Raw genomic sequence first — 15,343 nt, forward strand, 5'->3', positions numbered from 1 at the left:
TCAGCGTGCGATCCGGTCGAGGTGGAGCATCCGGGCGAGGTTCTCGTCGAGCTCGTCGTCGCGGAAGATCTTCTTCCAGTCTTCCTTGATGATGCTCTCGCGGCCGTAGTCCATCGCGATGAGGCACGCGTCGCTGAACGGGTTGTCGCCGCGCAGGCCGTTCGCGAGCGCCACCTGGGTGTGGCCGTACAGGATGCTGCGGGCCGCCGCTTCCGGCACGCCCATGGTGTGGATCGCCTCGTCCAGCGCTTCGTTCAGGAGCGCGCCGATCATGCAGGCGACGGTTTCCACGAGCGTCGGTTCGAGCTGCGCGAGCTGTTTGACGGTGACCCAGTGCACGTCGACGACCGGGGCGTAGATCGCGCGCACCGTGGTCTCCACGATGGCCTTCTTGCCGGGGTCGTCGGACTCGATCGCGGCGATCGCGTCCTGCGGGGCGGCGATGCCGCCGAAGGTGTCCGCCCACTCCTCCTTCGTCGTGCGCTCGAGGAACACCGACGGGTGGCACGGGTGCGCGACGGCCTGAACCACGTCTTCGCGCGTGGCGAGGAGTCCGGCGTACGCGGCGGCGGGGTCGAGGGTCAGCACGATCGCTCCCGACTTCAGCTGCGGAACGAGCTCGGCGGTGACCGCGCCGAGGGCGAGGTCGGGGACGGCGAGCACGACGATGTCGGCTTCGGTCACGGCGGCGGCGAGGTCGGTGAGCTCGCGGCCCGCGGCGAGCGTGCGCTCGCGGCCCGCGGGGGAGTTCTCGACGTAGGAGACGGCGTGGTCGGTGGCGCTCAGGTTGTTCGAGACGCGCATGCCCATCTTGCCGCCCGCGCCGACCACGGCGATGGCGAGGCGGGCGGTGGGGGTGTCGGTGGTCACGGGATGCTCCTCAGGTAGTCGACGGCGGTGCGGGTCCATTCCCGCTCGAGGTTCAGGGTGGTGGGGGCGTCCCCCTGCCAGGGCAACCAGTGCTCGACGATCTCGTCGATGCCGCGCTCGGCGGGGTCGATCGTGTCGCGCAGGGCCCGATAGTCCAGCAGGCCGGTGCCCAGGGGCGCCCCGGTCAGTTCGAAGCCCACCCACCCGTCTCGGCGGCGGAAGGCGAAGTCCTTCGCGTGCACGCCGACCACGAGGTCGCGGCACTCGTCGACGCACACGGCGGGGTGTTCCAGTCGGGCGACGACGTTGGCGGGGTCGAGGCAGATGCCCAGGTTCTCGCTCCCCACGCGCTCGACGAGTTCGATGAGATCGTGCGTGGGCACCTGTTCGTACGTCTCGAGCGCGAGCGTCACGCCGCGGCTCTCGTAGGCCCCGATGATCGAGCGCAGCCAGGTCTCGGCCTGATCGAGGGGAGGGATGCCATCCGGCCCGCCGATCATCGAGCGCACGAGCCGCGCCTCGAAGACGTCCGCCAGCGCGAGGAACCGCTCCAGCCGATCGGGGGTGAGCCCCTTGGTTCCGAGCTGGATGCGCAGACCGAGGTCGCGGGCGGCGGCGGCCGCGTCGCGGAGGTCGCCGTCGCCCAGGTGCTCGAGCGGTGCGTAGTCGCAGATCTGGAACAGTTCGACTCCGAGCGCGCGCGTCGCCTCGAAGGCCCCGCGCAGACTCAGCGGTTCGGCCGCGCGGTCCGAATGCTGCCAGAAGAACGCGTAGGTTCCGAGGCCGATCACGCGCCGACCGCCGACCGGGCCGCCGCTTCCTCGACCACCGAGAGCAGCTGCGTCGGATCGTGCGCGAAGCGACCGAGGAAAACGCCGTCGACCGCGGTGCCCAACTCCGTGAGGAGACCCGGCCCGGCGGCGCCGCCGTAGACCACCGCGCTGCCGGCGCGGTCGGGGTCGGACTCGAGAGCGCGCCGGAGAGCAGCGGTGACCGCGGCGACGTGCGCGCCCGAGGCGGCGCTCTCCGCCCCGATCGCCCACACGGGTTCGTACGCGACGAGTACGGCACCCGCCGGGGCGTCGGCGAGGCTCGCGTTCAGCTGCGCGGTGACGGTCGCCGCGGCGGCGGCGGGACCCTCCTGCACCGGTTCGCCCACGCAGAGCAGCGGGGTGAGCCCCGCGGTCAGAGCCGCGGCGGACTTCGCCGCCGTGTCGGCATCCGTCTCGCCGAACAGGCGACGCCGTTCCGCGTGCCCCGTCTCGACGACTCGTACCCCGATCTCGGCCAGCTCGGCCGCGGCGACCTCTCCCGTGTACGGCCCCGGCGGATGGGCGGAGACGTCCTGCGCCCCCACCTGGACCGCGGTTCCGGTGAAGGTCTCCAGCGCCGCCGGGATCTGCAGGTAGGTCGGGAGCACCACCACCCGCACCGCACCGGTGGTGACGGCCGGATGCGTCCCGACCAGCGCGGCCACCTCGCTCATCCACTCGCGCGCCCGCGCGTGGCCGAAGTAGGCCTTCAGGCTCACGGCGACGATGGTCGTGTCGGTCATGCGCGCGGTCCCGTGGCCTCGTACTCGCTCAGGATCCGCACCTTGTCGGCGCTGGCCGATCCGTCGTCGAAACGGTAGGTGAGCCATTCCCGTACGAGCCGGCGCGCGAGCTCGATCCCCACGACGCGCTGGCCCATCGTGAGCACCTGCGCGTTGTTGGAGAGCACCCCGCGCTCGACCGAGAACGAGTCGTGCGCGGTCACGGCCCGGATGCCGGGGACCTTGTTCGCCGCGATCGCGACGCCGAGACCCGTGCCGCAGATGAGCAGCGCCCGATCCGCCTCGCCGCGGGCGACCCGCTCGGCGGCCTCGATCGCGACGGTCGGGTACGGCGTGTGGCCGTCGGCATCCACGCCCACGTCCGTGACCAGGGCGACGCCGTCGTTCGAGAGGAGGTCGCGCAGCAGGACCTCCTTGTAGTCGAAGCCGGCGTCGTCGGAGCCGATGACGATACGGAGCGGAGTGGTCATGACGGGAGTCCTTCCAGGGTGGGCGCGGCGGCGGCGAGAGCGTCGCCGACCGTCCGGGCGATGTGCGCGAGCGAGACCGCGCCGGGGTCGGGGGTGCCGACGGAGTGGTCGCCGTGGGTGCGTGCGCGGCCCTTCCGTGCCCGCAGGGCGGCGGTGGCCGCCGCGGCGCGCTCGGCCGCATCGGCCGCGTCGCGCCACGCGACGGACAGGGACGAGCCGGATGCCACGGCGTCGCCAAGCGTCGTGGCGAAGGGGACCAGGGCGTCCACGAGCGTCTTGTCGCCGACGGCCGCGCCGCCGTGCGCGTCGACGGACCGGACCGCTCCGTCGACGCCCGCGGCGACCCGCTCGGCCGTGGGGGCTCCGGTGTCGCCGAGCGCGTCGGCGACCGCCGCGAGCATGACGCCCCACAGCGCGCCGGACGTTCCGCCCGCGCGATCCGCCCACGCGTCGGCGGCCCGACGGAGGGTCGTTCCGGCCCCGGCTCCCCGCGCGACGGCGTCCTCGGCCGCGGCGCGGGCGGCGCGGGCTCCGCGCTGCATGCCGATCCCGTGGTCGCCGTCGCCGGCGACGGCATCCAGGCGGCCCCATTCGTCGGCGTGCGCGTCGACGGTCTCGGCCACCGCCGCGAGCAGTCCGCCCACTCGGCGGGCGGCGCCTCGGGAGTCGTCGTCGGCGTCCGGGACCGTCTCGACCGTCGACTCCACGACGGAGGAGGCGGGGGCGTGCGGTGCCGGGGCGACGGATCCCCGTCGGTACGCGGGGGTGTCGACGGGGTGCTCCCACAGCTGGGCGAGCTCGTCGTCGAGCCAGAAGAGCGTGAGCGAGACCCCGGCCATGTCGAACGAGGTGCAGTACTCGCCGACGTGGGGGTCGACGATCTCCGCCCCCGCCGCGCCCAGCAGCTCGGCCACGCGGCGGTACACGACGAACAGTTCCTCGTACTTCACCGAGCCGAGGCCGTTGAGGATGGGCACCACCCGGTTCCCGCGGACCGCCTCGACGCCGTCGGGCAGCTCGGCCGGGTCGGTGAGCGCCCCGACGAGCAGTTCCGCGAGCGCGTCGGCGGTGGGGACGTCGGTCTCGTCGATCCCGGGTTCGCCGTGGATGCCGAGTCCCACCGCCATGCGTCCCTCCGCGACGTGGAAGAGCGGGGCTTCGGCGCCGGGGAGCGTGCAGCCGCCGAATGCGACGCCGAAGGACCGCGTCCGCTCGTTCGCGCGCGCGGCGGTCTCGGCCACCGCGTCCAGGTCGTAGCCGTTCTCCGCGGCGGCGGCCGCGGCGCGGAACACGGCCAGGTCGCCGGCGATCCCCCGACGGCGGTCCCGCTCGGAGGTCGGGGCGGAGGAGATGTCGTCGGTGACCGTGACGGTGCGCACCGCGATGCCCTCGTCCCGCAGGCGGGACTGGGCCGCGTCGAAGTTGAGGACGTCGCCGGCGTAGTTGCCGTAGCAGAGGAACACGCCGCCGCCGGTGTCGGCGGTGCGCGCGGCCGCGTACACCTGCTGGGTCGAGGGAGAGGCGAAGAGGTTCCCCATGGCCGCCGCGTGGGCGAGACCCGGACCGACCAGGCCGCCGAATGCGGGGTAGTGGCCCGAGCCGCCGCCGACGACGACGGCGACTTCGCCGGCGGGGGATGCCGTCGCCCGCGCCACGCCGCCGGGGATGCGGCGGACGTACCGGCCGTTGGCCGCGACGAACCCGTCGATCATCTCGTCGGCGAAGACCGCGGGGTCGTTCCAGAGTCGGGTCATCGGTGACCTCCGGTCGGGGTGGGCGCGTGCTCCGTCCATATTGGCCAACCGGTTGACCAATTGCAAGCGCAACTTCACCGGAGCGCTAGGTTGAAGGCGTGCCCGCCTACCCCGCCGACCGCAGCCACGAGATCGCGGCCGCACTCGAGGCCCTCCCCGCGGGGTCGCCGGTCAGCGAGGTGGCGCGCCGCCTGCTCGACCTCTTCACCACGGGCTCGATCGCCCCGGGCACGCGCCTGCCCGCCGAGCGTGCGCTGTCCACGACGCTCGGCGTCGGGCGCTCGGCGGTCCGCGAGGCGCTCGCGGCCCTCGAGATCCTCGGCATCGTCGACGTCCGGCCCGGATCGGGCACCTACCTGCGCGGCACCGCGAGCGCGCTGCTCCCGCAGACGCTCCGGTGGGGACTCCTCCTCGGCGACACCGACACCGCGGAACTCCTGGATCTGCGTGCCGGGCTCGAGATCTACGTCGCCCGTCTGGCCGCCGACCGCGCCGACGATCCCGCGCGGGAGCGCATCGCCGCGACGCTGGCCGAGATGACCCGCTCGCGCGACGATCTGCGCGCGTTCGCGCGCGCCGACCGCGCCTTCCACGATGCCCTCGGGCACGCCGCCGGCAACGCCCTCCTCGTCGATCAGCTCAACGTCGTCCGCTCGCTGCTGCAGGTCTACGCCGATCGTGCCGTCCACAGCGCCGACGACGCGAACCGGGCCATCGCCGAGCACGACGCCGTGCATCGCGCGATCCGGGCGCACGACGCCGACGCCGCGGCCTCCGCGATGGCTGTGCACATGGCGACGGCGTCGGCGCGTCTCGTCGGCGAGTGAGGGTCGCCTTCAGAAGGCGCCCCCACGTCATTTGCCCCACATTGTCGCCTCGCGACGGTGGCGGCGACCATCTGCGGCAAACGAGCGCTCCCGGCGGTGCGTGGTTTGCCCCACATTGTCGCCTCGCGACGGTGGCGGCGACCATCTGCGGCAAACGAGCGTGAGGGGCGAGGGAGGGCGCCTCTCAGACCCGCGTCACCCGCAGCGCCATGTACTGCCGCCCCGGGAGGTCCACGCGCACGGTGCCGGTGTGCGTTCCGGCGACACGCTCGACCGTCATGTTCCACGTGTCGACCACGTCGACCGTCCAATCCCCGTCGCCGAGCAGCACGGTGCGGAAGCGGGGGCGGTTGAATCCGAAGTACGCCACGCGCACCGTGGCATCCGGGGACTGCGCCCACGGCACGTCCCAGTCGGATGCCGCGGGCTCGAGCACGCCGTCGGGGACCTCGGCGAGGAACCGCTCGAGGAAGCCGATCCGCGCGGGGGACGAGCCGTGCAGGACACCGCCCTTGGCCCACCACAGCACCTCGTCGTCGGAGCCGGCCGCCGCCGGCATGACCGCCTCGCCGACCGGGGTCGGCAGGTACGTCTCGCCGTGTCCCACGTAGCCGCCGCGGACGGCGCCCTCCCAGAAGCGACGCGTCATCTCCTCGCCGGTGACGTTGCCCCAGCCCTGGTCGATGTCGCCCTCGTAGGCGCATTCGTCGATGACGACGGGCTTCCCCCAGCGTTCGCGCCACTCGTCGGTGTTCTCGGCGGTGCGGTACACGTCCACGCGCTGCACGGACGCGTGCGTGATCCAGGGTCGGGAGTAGTCGTAGAACGGGCGGCAGTTGTGGATCGAGATCAGGTGGCCGACCGGATCCTCCTCGCCGACGATCGCGGCGATGCGCTCCCAGTCGTCCTCGTCCTTGCCCCAGACGAGGTCGTACTCGTTCGCGAGAGACCACCACACGTTCGAGAACGCCCCCAGTCGCCGCACGACGTACCGGACGTACCGGTCGTCGACCGCGGGTCCGAGGTCCGCGAACCCCCACCGGTCGTAGGCGTGGAACAGGATCAGGTCGGCTTCGACGCCGATCTCGCCGAGCTGGGCGATGCGGCGTTCGAGCCGGCGGAAATGCGCCGGGTCGAAGCGTTCCAGGTCGAAGCCGTCGGCCAGCGAACCGGGGAAGACGAAGTCGTCGGGCTCGTTCGCGTTGAAGAGGTACGACTTCGGGAACAGGCACATGCGGAGCTTGCGGAACGCGCCCTCGGCGAGGGTCGCCAGCGTCTGCTCCTGCAGCGCCTCGGGCTGATGCGTCCACGCGTAGGCGGTCGTCCCCAGCGGTCGGTGCCGGGTGCCGTCGGCGTGCCGGAAGTGGAAGCCGTCGACGCGCACCGGACCGTGTGACCCGGATGCCGCGGACCCGACCTCCGCGGTTCCGGTGAGGCCGTCGAGCGACGGGGTGGTGGCATCCGTCTCGAACGACCAGGTGCCTTCGGCATCCGCGAGGGCCCGGAACACCCATTCGCCGTCTCCGTCGTAGAAGCCGCCGACGCGCGCCGTCGAACCGTCGGGACGACGGAAGGTCGCGTGCGCGTCGACGTCGACGAAGGGGTTCCCGTGGGAGGGGCCGTCGACGCGGACCTCGATCACCCCCCAGCGGGCGGTCGGGGCGGTCGGCCGCACGCGTGCCGACGCGCGCGGCACGTCCGACCCTTCGTACGTCGGATCGGGCGCGATCGCCGGGGCGTACGGCGGACGTTCGTCGCCGTCGCCGATCTCGGCGAGAGCCTCCCAGAACCGCGCGCGGTGGTCGGGGTCCTCGAGGCTGGGCACGATCGCGACGAGCTGCCCGAGGCGGCCGCCGCGGAACTGCGTCGCCATCGGCGAGGCGGCCACACCGGGCAGGAAGCGTTCCAGCACGGCGCGGGCGCCGGGGTGGTCGATGGCGTCGCCGAAGGTCGAGCGGCGGTCGAACATGGGGGTCTCCGGTTTGAGATCAGACGGCGCCGGTGGCCGCGCGGACGGCGCGGTCCACGCGGTCCAGGACGTCGGGCGGGGTGAACATCAGGGCACTCGCGAGCGGACGGCCCGCGGCCCACACGGTGTCGTCGCGGACGGCGACGACACGCTCGGGTGCGACCTCGGCGAGCGTGTCGAGGAGCGCGGTGTAGGCGCGCGGGTCGTCGAGGACGGCGGCCAGCGACGCCTCGAGCCCGGGGAGCGGGGGAGCGGTCGATGCGGCCGGCACCGTCACCGTCCACTCGTGCGTCCCCGACCCCACGGTCGCCGGGACGACCGTGCCCTCCACCGGGATGCCGGGCAGATCGACCTCGGCGGTCGTGTTCGGGGGCACCACGGCGGTGATGCGGACGTGCTGCCCGTCGCGCCGCCACTGGACCGACGCCGTGCCGTACGGCGTCTCGTGCCGCGCCGAGGCGTGGTCGAGTGACGCGAGCGGGCGCGGGGCGATCCGCAGGCGACGGTAGCCCGGAGCCACGGGGGCGAGCCCGGCGACGGTGCGGTGCAGCCAGTCGGCCACGGCACCGAGGGCGTAGTGGTTGAACGAGGTCATCTCGCCGGGGTTCACCGACCCGTCCGGCAGCAGGCTGTCCCAGCGCTCCCAGACGGTGGTGGCGCCCATGGTGACGGGGTAGAGCCAGGACGGGCACTCGGTCTGCAGCAGCAGTCGTTCGGCCGCGGCGAGGTGACCGCCGTCGCTCAGCGCGTCGGCGACGAGGGGCGTGCCGACGAAGCCGGTGCCGATGCGGTACCCGCCCTCGCGGACGAGCGCGGCCAGGCGGTCGGCCAGAGCCGCCCGGGTGGGGGCGTCCCGCACGAGGTCGAAACGGAGCGCGAGCGCGTAGGCGGTCGGGGCGTCGCTCATCATGCGACCGGCGGGCGTGACGTACTCCGAGACGAACGCGCGACGGCTGCGCTCGGCGAGGTCCCGGTAGAGATCGGCGTCCGCGTCATGGCCCAGGAGCGCGGCGGCTTCGGCGACGAGTCGCAGCGACCGCGCGAAGCACGCGGTGGCGACGATGTCGGCATCCACCTTCGCCTGTCCGGGCTTGTCCGGCGGCGCGGAAGGGTCGAGCCAGTCGCCCAGCTGCATCCGGCCGGCCCACAGCCCGCCGTCGCCGGCGTCGCGGCGCACGGTCTCGACCCAGGCGCGCATGCTCGGGTACTGCGCGGCCAGCACCGCGCGATCGCCGAAGCGCTCGTGCAGCACCGACGGGACGACGGTGGCCGCGTCGCCCCAGGCCGCGACCGGCCCGCCGCCGGCGAACGACGGCAGCGCCGCCGGGATCACGAGGGGGACGACACCGTCGTGGCGCTCCTGTTCGAGGGCGAGGTCGCGCAGCCACGAGGTGAGGAAGCCGGCGCTGTCGTACAGGAAGCTCGCGGTCGGCGCGAACACCTGCAGGTCGCCCGTCCATCCGAGGCGCTCGTCGCGCTGCGGGCAGTCCGTCGGGATCGACAGGAAGTTGCCGCGCATGCCCCACACGACGTTCTCGTGCAGCCGGTCCAGCAGCCCGTGCGACGACGAGAACCACCCGGTACGGACGAGATCGCTGTGCAGCACGACCGCCTCGACGTCGGCGTCGGCGATGTCGACGCCCTCGACCTGCGCGTAGCGGAAGCCGTAGAACGTGAAGCGGCTCTCGAGCACGTCGTCGCCGCCGGAGAGGACGAAGGATGCCTCCGCGCGGGCGTTGCGGAGGGGGCGCAGGGCCAGTTCGCCGGCGTCGAGCACCTCGGCGTGCCGCACGGTCACGCGCGTGCCGGCGGCGCCGCGGACCCGAAGGCGCAGGCGGCCGACGAGGTTCTGCCCGAAGTCGAGGACCGTGCCGCCGGAGGGCGTCTGCCGGCGCGCGGCGACCGGCGCCGACTGGATGCGACGGACGGGCGGCGCGACCCGCGCTTCGGGCGTGGGAATCGTTTCGTACCCCGGACGGGCGACGGCGCCGACGCGGGCGGGCGCCCAGGTCGCGCCGTCGGACACGGTCTGTCCCGCACGGCGTAGGTCCTGCTCCTCGCCGGCGTAGATCCCGCTCGCGCGCACCGGGCCGTCGGCGGACGCCTCCCAGCCCGGGCCGGTCGCGGCGAGCGTCTCGACGAGACCGTCCTCGTACGTCACCCGCAGCTGCGCGAGGAACGAGGGCTGGTCGCCGTAGACGCGGTCGGTGAACGTGAAGAAGCCGTACTTCTCGGTGTACCACGCTCCCGCGAGCGTCGCCCCGAGGACGTTGTCGCCGACGGTGAGGAGCGCCGTCACATCGACCGTCTCGTGCACGAGACGGTCGCGGTAGGAGGTCCAGCCCGGCGAGAGCACGTCGTCGCTGACCGGCGTTCCGTTGATCTCGGGCTCGGCCGCGCCGAGCGCGGTCCAGAACAGCAGTGCGTGGTGCACCGGTCGCTCCAGCCGGAAGGAGGTCCGCACGAGGGCGGGCTGGGCCGCGGTCGCGGCGTCGGCGAGGCCGACGGGGGCGGCGACCCACTCGTCGGCGCCGAGGAAGCCCGCGGCGACGCGCAGCGGCACGCTCCACGGGCTCGTCGTGCCGGCGGTGTCGGTCACGCGGACGCGCACCTCCCGCTCCTCGCCGGGGGCGAGCGGGCGGAACGGCCAGTCCACGAGCACCGAGGCGTCGCCCTCGAGGGCGATCGTGTCGGTGCCGTCGGTCAGCTCGGCGCTGCGCTGACGCCAGTCCGGCGTCGCGGTCCGCACGCGCCACGACAGGCGCGGGTGCGCCGTCGCGACGAACGGGGTGTCCTCGCGCAGATCGGCGCGGAGGGCGACCTCGGCCACGCTCACTCGTCGTTCCCCTCGGACGTCCAGTTCGCGGCATCCACTCGGCCTTCGCGGGCGTACACGCCCACGACCCGGCCCGTGAAGGATTCCGCCGTCTCCGATGACAGGAACCGCCCGTCGACCTCCGCGAGATCGATGCGTCGCCCCTCGACGGTCGCGGCGAGGTGGAAGACGTCGCTCGTGCGGGCGAACCCCCGGTCGGTGTCGGGACGGCGCGACTCGATGTGGAGCGTGATCCGATCAGCGTCCAGCGGCACCGGCCACTCCCGGACGAGACCGGCGACGTTCGCGCGCGCCACGACGCGTCCTGCTCCCGCCTCGACCTCGACGTGGAAGTCCTCGTCGTAGCGCACGGCCAGCCCGCCGACGCCGGCGGTGCAGTCCAGCTCGATCGAGGTCGACTGCGTCAGGTGCTCCTGGCGCCGCCCGACGAACACGGGGCGCGGGTCGTCGAGGGTGGCACCGTCGGCCCGCAGCACGAGCCAGCCCGGCCGCGCGGTCAGGTCGGCGATCTCGGCGGGGAGCCTCCGCGGGGTGATCCATTCGCCGTCCAGCGGCACGTCGGGGGAGAACGTGACGTCCACCCGCGTGCCGGGGCGCGGGGCGAGCGCGACCGGCTCCATCGTGGGCCAGCCGTCCTCGTGCCAGTGCACGCGGGTGACGAACGTCTCGCGGCCCAGGGCCGAGAACGCGCGCGTCATGCTGCGCGGGCGGACGCCCAGCAGCACGCACAGCCACTCGCCGTCCGGGCCGATCACCAGGTCGCCGTGCCCGGTGTTCTGCACCGGGCGGATCGTCGAGCGGGCCGAGACCACGGGATTCGCGGGGCCTGTCTCGAAGGGACCCTCGGGGCGATCCGCGCGGGCGATCGAGACGCCGTGTCCGCGCTCGGTGCCCCCCTCGGCGATGAGCAGATACCAGCGGCCGTCGATCTCGTAGAGATGCGGCGCCTCGGGGAACTGCCCGCCGGTGCCCGACCAGAGCGACCGCGGCTCCTCGAGGGCACGATGCGTGTCGAGGTCGACGCGCGCCTGCAGGATGCCGAGGTGCCGACCGGCGTCCTCGCCGCCGAGGATCAGACCCGAGTAGGTCACGATCGCGGTGCCGTCGGCATCCCACGCGATGTCGGGGTCGATGCCGTCGAGCGAGGCGTGGCCCTCGGAGTCGGTGATGAGGTCGCCGTCGCTCCACGGCCCGGCGGGGTCGGTCGCGGTGAAGTGCAGCATGCCCCGGCCCGTGGCATCCGTCACGACGAGATGGAACACCCCGTCGCGATGCCGGAGGGTCGGCGCCCACGCGCCGCCCGCGGTGCGGACGTCCTCGACGCCGAGCTGCCCGGGACGCGTCGCGACGTGGCCGATGAGCTCCCACGTGACGAAGTCCGTCGACCGGTGGATCGGGATGCCGGGGAGGTACTCGAACGTCGAGGTCGCCAAGTACCAGGCGTCGCCGACGCGCACCGCCGAGGGGTCGGGGTGGAAGCCGGGGATCAGGGGGTTGGGGTACGTGGTCATGCGGAGGTCTCCAGGGTCTGGCCGATCTCGGCCGCGAGGGCGATGGCGCGGGGATCGCCGCCGCCGGGCCACGGGCCGCGCACGATCGTCCACGCGAAGGCGACGCCGGTGTCGGGGTCGACGCAGGCGAAGCAGCCCGCCGCGCCGTCGTGGCCGAAGGCCCTCGGTCCGCCGAACGGCATGGCCGCCGAGGGCTTCTGGAAGACGATCGCGTGCGCGCGGTCCTGCTGGCCGAGCACCTCGTCGAACCCGCGGACCTGCTGCTGGCCGATGGCCGCGACGGTCTCGGTGGACAGGAACGGCGCGCGCCCGTCGACGCCCGTGACGGCGGCGGCGAGCAGCCGCGCGATGCCGCGGGCGCTGCCGGTGGCCGAGGTCGCCGGGTGCCCGTAGCCCCAGCTGCGGCGGTCGTTCGCCATGTCGACGCTCGAGCGTCCGGGGCCGAACACGAGCGCGCCCAGGGGTGTCGTCCGCCGCTCGCCGGGGCCCGTGGCGGGCGGGACCATCGGGAGGACGTCCACGCGGCGGGCCTCCTCTTCGGCGGGGAGGCCGAGGAAGAAGTCGATGCCGTGGGGAGCCCGGATCTCCTCCTCGTAGAAGGAGTGCAGGCTCCGGCCGGTCACGCGCTGCACGAGTTCGGCGCCGAGGGTGCCGATCGTCGTCGCGTGGTAGCCGAACGCGCTCCCCGGATGCCAGAACGGGACGCTCGCGGCCAGGCTCGCGGCGGCGGCGGTCTGGTCGAGCATGTCGAGGAAGTCCAGCGCCGGTGTGGCCTGGGGGAGTCCGGCCTGGTGCGACAGCAGCTGGCGCACCGTGACCGCCGCCTTGCCGGCCGCGGCGAACTCCGGCCAGTATTCCGCGACGGGGGCGTCGAGATCGAGCAGACCCCGCTCGACGAGCAGGCCTGCGGTGATCCCGATCGTGTTCTTCGACACCGAATAGGGCACCAGGACGCTGTCCTCGTCGAGGTGCGGCCCGCCCCACACGTCCAGCACCGGGGTGCCGTGGTGGAACGCCGCGGCCTGGAACGACAGATCGGGATCCGCGGCCAGGGCCGCCGCCAGACGGTCGCCGGCGGCGGCGAGTCGCGGGTCGACGTGACCCTGCAGGGGGGCCGTCACTCGCCCGCCTCCCACTCCACGGTCAGCGGCGTCTCCACGACGGAGGCTCCGACGCGCAGCGTGAAGGCACCGGCCTCGACCTCCCAGCCGCCGTTCCAGTGGGCGAGCCGACGGGCCGGGACACCGACACGGATCGTGGCGGTCTCGCCCGCCGCCGCGCGGACGACGCCGAAGCCCACGAGCCAGCGCACGGGACGGTCGACCTCCGAGTCGGCGCGCTCCGCGTACACCTGCACGACCTGGCCGCCTGCGCGTGCGCCCGTGTTGGTCAGGGTCACCACGACATCATCGCCGTCGCGCACGACCCCGTCCCACGACCACGTCGTGTAGCCGAGGCCGTGACCGAAGGGGAACGCGGGGCGCGTGTCCGAACGCAGCCACGCGCGATAGCCGATGTGGATGCCCTCGCTGTAGCGCAGGACGCCCTGGTCGGGCGTGACGTCCCGGACCGGGACGTCCGCGAGCGCCGCGGGCCAGGTGGTGGGGAGTCGTCCGCCGGGTTCGGCGGCGCCGGTGAGGACGTCCGCGAGCGCGGTGCCGAACTCCTGACCGCCGAAGTAGCCCTGCACGATCGCGGCGGCGTCGTCGGCCCACGGCAGCACGACCGGCGAACCCGCGTTGATGATCACGATCGTGCGGGGGTTGGCGGCGACGACGGCGCGGACGAGATCGTCCTGACGTCCGGGCAGATCGAGGTTCTCGCGGTCGTAGCCCTCGGACTCGACCTTGGAGTTGGTGCCGACCACGACGACCGCGACATCGGCGGCCGCGGCGGCCGCGGCCGCGCGGGCGATGAGCTCATCGGCATCCGTGTTCTCCGGCGCGATGCCGAGCGTGACGCTCATCGCCCCCGGGATGCCGCCCTCGTCGCTGCGGTCGAACTCGGCGCGGATCGCGATCTCGCGTCCTGCCTCGACGGTCACCGCCGCGGTCAGCGACGGGGGGTTGAGGAATGCCGCGCCGAGGTCCGACCCCTCGACCACCGGCGCATCGTCGAGCAGGAGCTCGCCGTCGACGAAGAGACGTCCGGGGTACGCGCCCGCGAATCCGAGTTGGATGGTGCCCGTCACGTCGGGGGTGTAGACGGTCTCGAGCACGAGGGTGCGCGTCTGCGCGATGGGGGCGTCGCCCCCGAACCACACCAGCGCCGTCGCGCGACGGTCCTCGGTGAAGAGCTCCTGTCCGGCGTCGCCGAGGAAAGTCACGCGCATGCCGAGGCGTCCGGTGGCGGGGTTGCGCAGCTGCGCGAGGGGGATCTCAGCCACGCCCTCCTGCACGACGGCGCCCAGCTGGTAGGCGACGCGGTCGGATCCGTAGGCGCGGCGCAGTCCTTCCAGCGGCGAGACGATCCGCTCGGGCACGACCGTCGCGCTGCCACCGCCCTGCGTGCGGGCGTCCCGCGCGTTCTGGCCGATCACCGCGAGCGACGTGATCGACGCGGGCGCGAGGGGCAGGATGCCGTCGTTGGCGAGCAGGACCGTGCCGGCGACCCCCGACTCGCGCGCGAAGGCCGTGGCATCCAGAGGGGCGGGCTCGATCGCGGGGCCGTCGCCGAGGGCCCCGACGCGTTCGGCGAGCAGCAGCATGCGCAGCACCTTGCGGTCGAGGTCGGCCTCGGGGACCCGTCCGTCGCGGACGGCGTCGGCGAGGTCGGCCCACGCCGGGGCCGGGCCGGGCATCGCCAGGTCCTGCGAGGCGGTGGCGGCATCCAGCGAACGCACCGCGGTCCAGTCGCTCATCACGACGCCGTCGAAGCCCCACTCGGAGTTCAGCGGCGTCTCGAGGAGGTCGTTCTCGGTCATCGTCACACCGTCGACCGAGTTGTAGGAGCTCATGATCGACCAGGCGCCCGCCTCCACGGCGCGCTCGAACGGCGCGAGGTAGAGCTCGCGCAGGGTGCGCTCGTCCATCTGCACGTCGACGGTGAAGCGATCGGTCTCGGAGTCGTTCGCGACGTAGTGCTTGGGGGTCGCGGCGACACCGTTGTCCTGCAGACCGCGCACGTACGCGGCGCCGAGCTCGGCGGACAGCTCCGGGTCTTCGCTCAGGCATTCGAAGTGCCGGCCGCCCAGCGGTGAACGGTGCAGGTTGATGGTCGGTCCGAGCACCACGTCCACGCCCTTGCGCCGGGCCTCGGCGGCCGCCGCCGCGCCGTAGCGGTACGCCAGCTCGACGTCCCAGGAAGCGGCGAGGGCCGATCCCGACGGCATGTTCAGCGAGGGCTCGCGCTCGTCCCACCGCGGTCCGCGGACACCGGCCGGACCGTCGGACAGCGTCATGGCGCGCAGCCCGATCTCGGGCAGCGGAACGGTCGTCCAGAAATCGGCGCCCTGCACGAGGGCCGCCTTCTGCTCGAGGGTGAGCTTCTCCAGCAGGGGGACGAGGTGGGCGGTCGCGGGCGCGTCGACAGAAGGCAGGGTCACGATGATC

Annotated in this window: 11 protein-coding genes; 1 reads left to right on the top strand and 10 read right to left on the bottom strand. The window is 73.5% G+C overall.

Annotated features, from left to right (window positions below; translation table 11 throughout):
* The 5 genes from BW982_RS16030 to BW982_RS16050 are packed head-to-tail and all read right to left on the bottom strand — an operon-like array spanning position 1 to position 4,649.
* A complete protein-coding gene (locus BW982_RS16030; protein WP_076495013.1) occupies positions 1-870 on the bottom strand; it encodes a phosphogluconate dehydrogenase C-terminal domain-containing protein in 870 nt (289 codons plus the stop codon).
* Positions 867-1,661 (bottom strand): sugar phosphate isomerase/epimerase family protein, encoded by a 795-nt coding sequence (locus BW982_RS16035; protein WP_076495015.1) that lies wholly within the window; start codon positions 1,659-1,661, stop codon positions 867-869. The genes BW982_RS16030 and BW982_RS16035 overlap by 4 nt, the downstream gene beginning before the upstream one ends.
* Complete coding sequence (locus BW982_RS16040; protein WP_076495016.1) at positions 1,658-2,425, bottom strand: triose-phosphate isomerase family protein; 768 nt, start codon at positions 2,423-2,425, stop codon at positions 1,658-1,660. Before BW982_RS16040 ends, BW982_RS16035 begins: the two co-directional genes overlap by 4 nt.
* Positions 2,422-2,895, bottom strand: coding sequence for a ribose-5-phosphate isomerase (locus BW982_RS16045; protein ID WP_076495018.1), 474 nt, complete (start codon positions 2,893-2,895; stop codon positions 2,422-2,424). Before BW982_RS16045 ends, BW982_RS16040 begins: the two co-directional genes overlap by 4 nt.
* Complete coding sequence (locus BW982_RS16050) at positions 2,892-4,649, bottom strand: dihydroxyacetone kinase family protein (protein WP_076495019.1); 1,758 nt, start codon at positions 4,647-4,649, stop codon at positions 2,892-2,894. Before BW982_RS16050 ends, BW982_RS16045 begins: the two co-directional genes overlap by 4 nt.
* Positions 4,650-4,747: 98 nt before the next feature.
* On the opposite strand from BW982_RS16050, the gene BW982_RS16055 reads away from it, so the two are divergent.
* Positions 4,748-5,476: a FadR/GntR family transcriptional regulator gene (locus tag BW982_RS16055; RefSeq protein ID WP_076495021.1), complete on the top strand. Its 729-nt coding sequence runs from the start codon at positions 4,748-4,750 to the stop codon at positions 5,474-5,476.
* A gap of 184 nt (positions 5,477-5,660) precedes the next feature.
* On the opposite strand, the gene BW982_RS16060 is transcribed toward BW982_RS16055, so the two are convergent.
* From BW982_RS16060 to BW982_RS16080, 5 genes are read right to left on the bottom strand one after another with little or no spacing between them, the layout of a single operon-like run.
* Complete coding sequence (locus tag BW982_RS16060; RefSeq protein ID WP_076495022.1) at positions 5,661-7,445, bottom strand: DUF5605 domain-containing protein; 1,785 nt, start codon at positions 7,443-7,445, stop codon at positions 5,661-5,663.
* 19 nt (positions 7,446-7,464) lie between these two features.
* Positions 7,465-10,275, bottom strand: a complete 2,811-nt coding sequence (locus BW982_RS16065) for a family 78 glycoside hydrolase catalytic domain (RefSeq protein ID WP_254845627.1) — start codon at positions 10,273-10,275, stop codon at positions 7,465-7,467.
* A gap of 2 nt (positions 10,276-10,277) precedes the next feature.
* Positions 10,278-11,792 (bottom strand): glycoside hydrolase family 43 protein, encoded by a 1,515-nt coding sequence (locus BW982_RS16070; protein WP_076495025.1) that lies wholly within the window; start codon positions 11,790-11,792, stop codon positions 10,278-10,280.
* Positions 11,789-12,913, bottom strand: a complete 1,125-nt coding sequence (locus BW982_RS16075) for a serine hydrolase domain-containing protein (protein WP_254845628.1) — start codon at positions 12,911-12,913, stop codon at positions 11,789-11,791. Before BW982_RS16075 ends, BW982_RS16070 begins: the two co-directional genes overlap by 4 nt.
* Positions 12,910-15,192, bottom strand: a complete 2,283-nt coding sequence (locus BW982_RS16080; RefSeq protein WP_254845635.1) for a glycoside hydrolase family 3 protein — start codon at positions 15,190-15,192, stop codon at positions 12,910-12,912. Before BW982_RS16080 ends, BW982_RS16075 begins: the two co-directional genes overlap by 4 nt.
* Positions 15,193-15,343 lie beyond the last annotated feature (151 nt).

Origin of the sequence: Microbacterium sp. RURRCA19A, from assembly GCF_900156455.1 — a bacterium.
Lineage (GTDB): Bacteria > Actinomycetota > Actinomycetes > Actinomycetales > Microbacteriaceae > Microbacterium.